This is a genomic window from Rhodosalinus sp. (genome assembly GCF_041685465.1).
Taxonomy (GTDB): domain Bacteria; phylum Pseudomonadota; class Alphaproteobacteria; order Rhodobacterales; family Rhodobacteraceae; genus Rhodosalinus.
The window spans coordinates 1-8,504 of the sequence record NZ_JAWLFS010000131.1 but is presented as its reverse complement, the minus strand read 5'-3'; the positions used below and the strand labels follow the sequence as shown (position 1 = coordinate 8,504).

Sequence of the window (8,504 nt, the reverse complement as noted above, 5' to 3'; positions counted from 1 at the left end):
CCGGCCTGCACCACCTGCCGGCAGAGTTCCGAGCCGATCGAACCGCCCGCGCCGGTGACAAGCACCGAGCGCCCGCGATACGCGTGCGTCACTTCGGGCAGGTCCGCCTCGACGTGGCCGCGACCGAGCAGGTCATTGAGCTCGGCGCGCCGTGCGGGCGTCTCGTCGGCCTTGTCGAGAACGAGTTGCGCGAAGGACGGGAGCGTCTGCACCTCGCAGCCCAGCGACCGCAGGCGGCGGACGATGCGGGCCTGCACCGGCCGGCCTGCCGAGGGCATCGCGAGCACGACGCGGTCTATCTCCTTCGACTGGACGAGCTGCGGCAGCTGCAGCGGCGAATAGACACGAAGCCCGGCGATCGTGAGGCTCTGCAGGGTCGGGTTGTCGTCCACGAAGGCGAGGGGAATCAGCGTGTCGTCGGTCCGCAGCGCCGTCGCGAGCTGCTGGCCCGTCTGCCCCGCGCCGTAGATCAGCACGCGCGTGCGCGCCCCGCCCGTGCGGTAGATCCAGAGCACGAAGGACCGAAGCCCGACCCGCCCCCAGACCGACAGGATCAGGAAGGTCATGGGCTGCAGGACGAAGAGCTGCGGCGGCAGCGACGGCGGCACCGCCGCGTCGGCGAGCACGCCTGCCACGCCCAGCGCGACCGCGATCATGCCCGTGCCGCGGACGCCCTGCATCTCGTAGGCGTTGAGCTTGATTCGATGCAGGCCGAGCCGGAGCGTCAGCCCCGCGCCCACCAGAACGGTCGCGAGGAGCACGGGAACCCCATCGACGAGCAGCCCGGGCGACGGCAGGCCACCGATGAGCAGGGCCTCGGACAGGAGAAAGGCCGCGACGATCGCGGAAACGTCGATCGCGAGAAGAATGACGCTTTTCTGTGATCGGCTGAGGGTCGTGCAGAGCTCGTAAAGCATCGTCGCTCCGTCAAGGGCATTACCGCGTCGGAATACGCACGTTCAAAAGCATTTTGTCGGATGGAGACGCCGAAAGGCCCGCTTGGCCGCCGTATGGCCGCCCGCGGAACAGGCCGGCAACGGAAGATGCCCCACCCCACCTGGGGCGACCATACGTCGCGTAACGTGGCAAAAACAAGGCCGAACATGCTTCAGCCGGAGCGAGGGTGCGCCGTGCTACCTAGCGATGGGCATTTCTGCGGCGCGACCGGCGGCCGGGCGCGACGGGAAGGCGCCGGATCACCGTGGCGAACATGAGCCAGAGATCGAGACCGAGATTGCGCCGCGCGCTGTAGATCCGGTCCAGCCGGGCCTTTCGCGGCACGCAGCGGCGGATGTAGACCTGCTCGGTCTGCGCCGCGGTGCGGCACGGGGCGAGCAGGCGCTCCTCCTCGGCGTGGTAGACGAGCGTCGCGAGCCCGGTGATCCCCGGCCGCGCCCGCAGCACCTCCGCGTAGAGCTCCGGGAAGGCATCGACGTAACGCCGCAACGGCGGGCGGGGGCCGACGAAGCTCATGTCGCCGCGCAGCACGTTCCAGAGCTGCGGCAACTCGTCGAGACGCCAGCGCCGCAGCACCTGGCCCGTCGGCGTGATGCGTGCGGCCTTGTCCCCGCCGGAGACCCCGGAGTCCGTGGCCGCCACCGTCATCGTCCGGAACTTCCAGAGCGTGAAGGGCCGGCCCGGCGCCCGCATCCGCTCGGACCGGTAGATCACGGGCGCCCCGTCACGCAGGCGCACCACAACCGCGACGGAGAGGATCAGGGGCGCGAGCACCACGCCGAGCCCGATCGCCGCCAGAATGTCGAACAGGCGCTTCGCCGGTGTCATGCCCCGCCCTGTTGCACCAAAGGCACCCCGGAGGCCGCCGGGCCGGAGGTGCCGCGTTGCGTTCCCCGGTGTGTCGTCTAAGCTGCCGCGCAAGTAAAGCGGCACAGTCATCGGCCGCGTCCGAGGGGGACAGAGTGCACAAGGGGCGTCGCGCGTTTCTGGTATTGTCCGCGGCTCTGCTGATGGCCGCATGCAGCCTGCCGCAGGGGGCGGCCCTTCGCTCCGAGATCCTGAAGGAGGAGGACGCGGAGGCGCCGAGTTTCCAGGTGGTCGAGGTGACGCGCGATATGGTGCCGACGCTCGCCGAATGGCCGGCCACGGGCTGGAGCGGCAGCTACCGCTGGCTGGAGGCGACGCCCGGGCCGGCGTCCGCGCTGATCCGGACCGGCGACCGGATAACGCTCGTGATCTGGGACAGCCAGGACAACTCCCTTCTGACCACGCCGGGACAACGCAGCACCGTACTCGAGGGAGCCGAGGTTTCGCCTGCCGGCACCGTCTTCCTGCCCTACGCGGGGGAAGTCTATCTCGCCGGGGCGACACCGCAGGAGGCGCGCAGCCGCGTTCAGGAGGCGCTCGAGGGGATCGCGTCCTCGGCGCAGGTCCAGCTCACCGTCGAGCAGGGCGGCGAGAACTCGGTGGATATCGTCTCGGGCGTGAGCGCGCCGGGCCGCTACCCGCTGACCTCTCGGGATACGTCGATCCTCAGCGTGCTCGCCGCGGCCGGTGGTGTCCGCGAAAGCCTGCAGAACCCGCTCGTGCGGCTCATGCGGGGCAACGACACCTACGAGATCCGCGCCGACAACCTCTTCGACGAGGCGCGCCACGACGCGCGGCTGCGCGGTGGCGACAAGATCGTCATCGAGGAGGACTCGCGGCGGTTCACCGCGCTCGGTGCAGCCGGGACCGAGGACCTGATTCCCTTTCCGCAGGAAGAGGTGTCCGCGCTCGAGGCGGTCTCGCTGATGGGCGGCCTGTCCGATCAGCGCGCCGATCCCGAGGGTGTGCTCATCCTGCGCGAGTTTCCGGCCGACGCGGTCGGGCGGACGCCGGGCCCGACGCAGCAGCAGGTGATCCTGACCTTCAACCTGACGACGGCGGACGGGCTCTTCGCGGCACGCAACGTGCTGGTGAACCCCGGCGACACCGTGCTTGCCACCGAATCGCCGGTCACGCGGGCCGAGACGATCTTCGGCCTCTTCGGCAGCGCGTTCGGCGTGACCCGCCAGGCGCGGAGCGCCGCGAACTAGGCGCCCATGGAAAAACCCGACGACGGCTCGGGGCAGCGCCATGCCGTGGCGCGCGCATGACGAGGCGTCGCAGACCGCCCGCGCCGAGTCGAGGAATCCGTCCCGCGCGCATGGTCACGACGGGCAGCATTGTGTGATCATGGGCGCGAAAGCTGGCCGCGGATCTTGCAGCCGCCTGACCGACAGCGGCTCGACACACGAAAACGCCGCCCCCGTGCACTGGGGGCGGCGTCTTGATCCGGCAGGGCGCGGGCTCAGCTCTCTCCGGCGGACTCGGCGGGCGCGACATCCATCAGATACGCGTAGATGTCCTCGTTGCCGTCCTGCAGGCGGAACGCCATCTTGGACCGCACGCTGCCATCATCGGTATAGTCGCGCAGAAAACCCTGCGGGTCCGCGCTGTAGGCGACGAAATTCTCCTGCGTCCACTCGAGACCCATCTCTGCGGCCTTCAGCAGCCCGTCGCCGTAGCGGAAGTCGTCGACCTCTCCCGCGGGCCCGCCGACGACGCCGTAAAGGTTCGGTCCGACCTGGCCGCCGCGCACGATCATCTCGCCGTCGGGGCTCTGGATCATGTGGCAGGCCTTGCACTGGTTGAACAGGTTCTCGCCCTCTGCCGGGTCACCGGCATCCTGCGCGACGGCCGGCGCGGCGAGCGTCGCGGCCAGAAAAAGGGTCGTGGCTCTCAGGGTCATGCGTGTCTCCCTAGGTTGGCTGCGCGCTACAGTTTAGCCCGCTCGGTCGCTTGTCAACTGCGGGACGCGCCCGAGCGCCGCGCAGGCCGCGCAGCCCGGCGCCCAAGGGTCCCGCCTTGCATCTGCCGGGGTCGGCACGCAAGGGGAGGCATGGGCTATCTGCGCTTCCTGAGGACCAACGCGCCCTGGCTCGCCGCCGGGGTCCTGCTCGCCTTCCTGTCGAGTTTCGGGCAGACCTTCTTCATCGCGGTCTTCGCCGGCGAGATCCGCGCCGAGTTCGGTCTTTCGCACGGCACATGGGGGCTGATCTACACCGCCGGCACCGGCGCCTCGGCGCTGGCGATGCTCTTTGCCGGCGTGCTCACCGACCGCTTCCGCGCCCGCGCGCTCGGCGCCGCCGTCCTGGCGCTGCTCGCGGGCGCCTGTCTCGTGATGGCGGCGGTGCCGGCGGTCTGGGCGCTGCCCTTCGCGGTGTTCCTGCTGCGCTTCGGCGGACAGGGGATGACGAGCCACATCGCCCTCGTCGCCATGGCGCGCTGGTTCGTCGCCACCCGCGGGCGCGCACTTTCCACCGCGACGATGGGCGTCGCCGCGGGCGAGGCGTTTCTGCCGCTGATCTTCGTCGCGGCGCTCGGCCTCTTCGACTGGCGCGTGCTCTGGGTGGTGGTGGCGGCGATCGCGCTCGCGGGCATTCCCGCGCTCCTGGCGCTGCTCCGGCGTGAGCGGCTGCCTGCCACGATGGCCGCCGAAAGCACGGCGAGCCTCGGCATGGGCGCGGCGCACTGGACGCGCGGCGCGGCGATCCGGCACTGGCTCTTCTGGTGCATGGTGCCGGCGCTTCTGGGGCCACCGGCGTTCAACACCGCCTTCTTCTTCCAGCAGGTGCACATCGCCGAGGTGAAGGGCTGGACGCATCTCGACCTCGTCGCCCTCTTCCCGGTCTACACCGGCACCTCCGTCGCGGCGATGGCGCTTTCGGGCTGGGCGCTCGACCGGCTCGGAACCGCGCGGCTGATGCCGTGGTTCCAGCTGCCCATGGTGGGCGCCTTCCTGCTGCTCGCCGTCGCGCCCACCCCGGCGCTCGCCCTGCCCGGCCTCGTGCTGATGGCGCTGACGACCGGCGCCAACGCGACGCTGCCCAACGCCTTCTGGGCGGAGTTCTACGGCACCCGCCATCTCGGCGCGATCAAGGCGATGGCGGCGGCGATCATGGTGCTGGGATCGGCCATCGGGCCGGGCGTGACGGGCCTGCTCATCGACGCGGGACTGGGGATCGAGACGCAGTTCGTCGGGATCGCGGCCTATTTCGTCGCGGCGAGCGCCTGCATGGCGCTGGGCATCCTGCGCGCCGCACCTGCGCTGCCGCCGCGGCCGGTCTAGCGGGCCGCTTCGTGGCCCGGTCGCGGGGCGGGCCGTGGCCTCGCCCATGCGGGCCCGTCCGAGTGCAAGGGGCCACCAGTTGATCCTTTCGCACCCGGCGTCGCGCCGCACCGCCTTGCAGGGTCGGGTGGGCTTGTCCGGGAACCTGTGATACCGGGTCTTGCCGCCGCGGCGGGACCATCTGGATCAGGAAGAAGGACGGGGCGTGCCCGGCCTTTATCTCTCACGGCTCGCACTCTCGCATTTCCGCTCGCACCGGCGCGCGGAGATCATGGCGGACGGGCGGCCGGTGGCGATCTTCGGACCGAACGGGGCGGGCAAGACGAACCTTCTGGAGGCGGTGTCGCTCTTCTCGCCGGGGCGGGGAATGCGGCGTGCGGCGGCCCATGAGATGACGCGCCGGCCCGAGGCGCTGGGCTGGAAGGTGACGGGCGTGCTCCAGAGCCTCGGGCACGCGCACGAGGTCGAGATGCGCTGCGAGGCGGGCGGCACGCGCGAGCTTCGGCTCGACGGCAAGGCGGCGCCACAGCTCGCGCTCGGGCGGCTGGCACGGGTGCTCTGGCTGACGCCGGCGATGGACCGGCTCTGGACCGAGGGCGCCGAGGGGCGGCGGCGGTTCCTCGACCGGATCGCGCTCAGCTTCTTTCCCGAACACGGCGAGGCCGCGCTCGCCTACGAGAAGGCCATGCGGGAGCGCAACCGCCTGCTCAAGGACGATGTGCGCGACCCGGCGTGGTTCGGCGCGCTCGAGGCGCAGATGGCCGAGAACGGCGCGGCCATCGCCGCCGGCCGGCGTGCCGCGCTCGACCGGGTGGCGGCGGCGCAGGCGGCGGCGGAGACGGCCTTCCCGGCCGCGGCGCTGGAGGTCGCCTATCCGGAGGAAATGCCGGAGGCGGCCGACGCGCTCGCCGCGGCGCTGGAGGCCGGGCGCGTCCGCGACCGCGCCGCCGGGCGCACGCTCACCGGGCCGCACCGTGCCGATCTTGCCGCGACCTACGCGGCGAAGGGCATGCCGGCGGAGGCCTGCTCCACCGGGGAGCAGAAGGCGCTCCTGATCTCGCTCGTGCTCGCCAACGCACGGGCGCTGGCCGAGGAGCTCGGCGCGGCGCCGATCCTCCTGCTGGACGAGGTGGCGGCGCATCTGGACGCGACCCGCCGCGCGGCGCTTTACGACGAGGTCTGCGCGCTCGGCGCGCAGGCGTGGATGACCGGCACCGGCGCGGAGCTTTTCGAGGCGCTGGGCGACCGGGCCCAGCGCCTCGAGGTGACGGAGGAGGCTGGCGAGAGCCGCTTGCACCCGCTCTGACGACGGGCGATCACGGGACATGACCCTCGCGTCCGCCGATATCGCGCTTTATGCCGCCGCGGTCTTCGCACTGTTCCTGACGCCCGGGCCGGTCTGGATGGCGCTGACGGCACGCACCCTCGCGGGCGGGCTCCCGGCGGCCTGGCCGCTGGCGGCGGGGGTGGTGATCGGCGACGCGCTCTGGTCGCTCCTCGCGCTTCTCGGTCTCGCCTGGGTGGTATCGAGCCTGGACGGCGCGATGACCGCGCTCCGGCTCGTCGCCGCGGCGGTCTTCGTCTGGCTGGGCATCACGGTGATCCGCAACGCCGACCGCGCCGTGAACGCCGACAGCCGGCTGACGCGGCCGGGCCTCTGGGCGGGGTTCTTCGCCGGGCTCGCCGCGATCCTCGGCAACCCGAAGGCGATCCTCTTCTACATGGGCGTGCTGCCGGGCTTCTTCGATCTCGACCGGGTGACGGCGGCGGACATCGCGGTGATCGTGGGGATTTCCATGGTGGTGCCTTTCGTCTGCAACCTCTCGGTCGCGCTGCTCGTGGACCGGGCGAAACGGCGGCTCAGCTCGCCCGCGGCGCTCCGGCGGACGAACCGGATCGCGGGTGTGGCGCTGATCCTCGTGGGGATCGCCATCCCCGTCTGGTAAACGTCCCCGCGCGCGTGACATTCCCGGCGCGAGCGCCTATAACCGCGGGACCAATCGAGAGGTTTCCGGGCATGGCCGCAGACACGCCGGCGCCGAGCGACTACGGCGCCGAATCCATCAAGGTTCTCAAGGGGCTGGAGGCCGTCCGCAAGCGGCCGGGCATGTACATCGGCGACACCGACGACGGCTCGGGCCTGCATCACATGGTCTACGAGGTCGTGGACAACGGCATCGACGAGGCGCTGGCCGGCCACGCGGACTACGTCCACGTCGTGATCCACGCCGACAGCTCGGTGTCGGTGGCCGACAACGGCCGCGGCGTCCCCGTCGAGATCCACTCCGAGGAAGGCGTGAGCGCGGCAGAGGTCATCATGACCCAGCTGCACGCGGGCGGGAAGTTCGATCAGAACTCCTACAAGGTCTCCGGGGGTCTGCACGGCGTCGGCGTCTCCGTGGTCAACGCGCTTTCCGACTGGCTGGAACTCCGGATATGGCGCGACGGCAAGGCACATTACGCCCGTTTCGAGCACGGCGAGACGGTGGAACACCTGCGCGTCACCGGCGACGCCGAGGGCAAACAGGGCACCGAGGTGCGCTTCCTCGCCTCGCTCGACACCTTCTCCAACCTCGATTATTCCTTCGAGACGCTGGAGCGGCGCCTGCGCGAACTCGCCTTCCTCAATTCCGGCGTCCGCATCCTCCTCGAGGACCGGCGTCCGGCCGAGCCCCTGCGCAGCGAGCTCTGCTACGAGGGCGGCGTGCGCGAGTTCGTGAAGTATCTCGACCGCCACAAGCAGCCGCTGATGTCCGAGCCGATCCACATCGAGGGCGAGCGCGACGGCATCGGCGTCGAGATCGCCATGTGGTGGAACGACAGCTATCACGAGACGGTGCTGCCCTTCACCAACAACATCCCGCAGCGCGACGGGGGCACCCACCTCGCGGGCTTCCGCGGCGCGCTCACGCGCACGCTGACCCGTTACGCCGCCGACAGCGGCATCGCCAAGCGCGAGAAGGTGAGCTTCTCGGGCGACGATGCGCGCGAGGGGCTGACCTGTGTCCTGTCGGTCAAGGTGCCGGACCCCAAGTTCTCGAGCCAGACCAAGGACAAGCTGGTGAGTTCCGAGGTGCGCCCGGCGGTCGAGAGCCTGATGAACGAGCGCCTCGCCCTCTGGGTGGAGGAGAACCCCACCGAGGCGAAGGCCATCGTCGGCAAGATCGTCGAGGCCGCGCTCGCGCGCGAGGCCGCGCGCAAGGCGCGCGAGCTGACCCGCCGCAAGTCGGCGATGGACGTCAATTACCTCGCCGGTAAGCTCAAGGACTGCTCCGAGAAGAACCCGGAAAAGACAGAGCTCTTTCTGGTCGAGGGCGACAGCGCCGGCGGCAGCGCGCAGACCGGCCGCGACCGGCGCACGCAGGCGGTGCTGCCGCTCCGCGGCAAGATCCTG

The 8,504-nt window shown here is 70.8% G+C and carries 8 protein-coding genes; 5 read left to right on the top strand and 3 right to left on the bottom strand.

Translation table 11 applies throughout. The features are described from left to right. Both ACESL7_RS09910 and ACESL7_RS09905 read right to left on the bottom strand, forming a co-directional pair. The coding region (locus ACESL7_RS09910; protein WP_372893164.1) for a nucleoside-diphosphate sugar epimerase/dehydratase at nt 1-917 on the bottom strand (917 nt) is incomplete at its 3' end. Between the two features lie 220 nt (nt 918-1,137). Next, nucleotides 1,138-1,785 (bottom strand): sugar transferase, encoded by a 648-nt coding sequence (locus tag ACESL7_RS09905; RefSeq protein WP_372893163.1) that lies wholly within the window; start codon nt 1,783-1,785, stop codon nt 1,138-1,140. A gap of 182 nt (nt 1,786-1,967) precedes the next feature. Between ACESL7_RS09905 and ACESL7_RS09900 the strand changes: the two genes are divergently transcribed. Beyond that, on the top strand, nt 1,968-3,035 hold the full coding sequence (locus ACESL7_RS09900; RefSeq protein WP_372893162.1) for a polysaccharide biosynthesis/export family protein: 1,068 nt from the start codon (nt 1,968-1,970) through the stop codon (nt 3,033-3,035). Nucleotides 3,036-3,289: 254 nt separating this feature from the next. Here ACESL7_RS09900 and ACESL7_RS09895 read toward each other — a convergent pair whose 3' ends face one another. Then, nucleotides 3,290-3,730 (bottom strand): c-type cytochrome, encoded by a 441-nt coding sequence (locus ACESL7_RS09895; protein WP_372893161.1) that lies wholly within the window; start codon nt 3,728-3,730, stop codon nt 3,290-3,292. Between the two features lie 150 nt (nt 3,731-3,880). Between ACESL7_RS09895 and ACESL7_RS09890 the strand changes: the two genes are divergently transcribed. From ACESL7_RS09890 to ACESL7_RS09875, 4 genes are all read left to right on the top strand, one after another. Next, a complete protein-coding gene (locus tag ACESL7_RS09890) occupies nt 3,881-5,110 on the top strand; it encodes an MFS transporter (RefSeq protein WP_372893160.1) in 1,230 nt (409 codons plus the stop codon). A gap of 205 nt (nt 5,111-5,315) precedes the next feature. After that, nucleotides 5,316-6,416 carry a DNA replication/repair protein RecF gene (recF, locus tag ACESL7_RS09885; RefSeq protein ID WP_372893159.1) on the top strand — a complete coding sequence of 367 codons (1,101 nt, stop codon included), beginning with the start codon at nt 5,316-5,318 and terminating at the stop codon, nt 6,414-6,416. Nucleotides 6,417-6,435: 19 nt separating this feature from the next. After that, complete coding sequence (locus ACESL7_RS09880; RefSeq protein ID WP_372893158.1) at nt 6,436-7,056, top strand: LysE family translocator; 621 nt, start codon at nt 6,436-6,438, stop codon at nt 7,054-7,056. A 71-nt stretch (nt 7,057-7,127) separates the two neighbouring features. Beyond that, nucleotides 7,128-8,504 (top strand): DNA gyrase subunit B (locus ACESL7_RS09875; protein WP_372893157.1); only part of this gene is annotated, 1,377 nt, incomplete at its 3' end.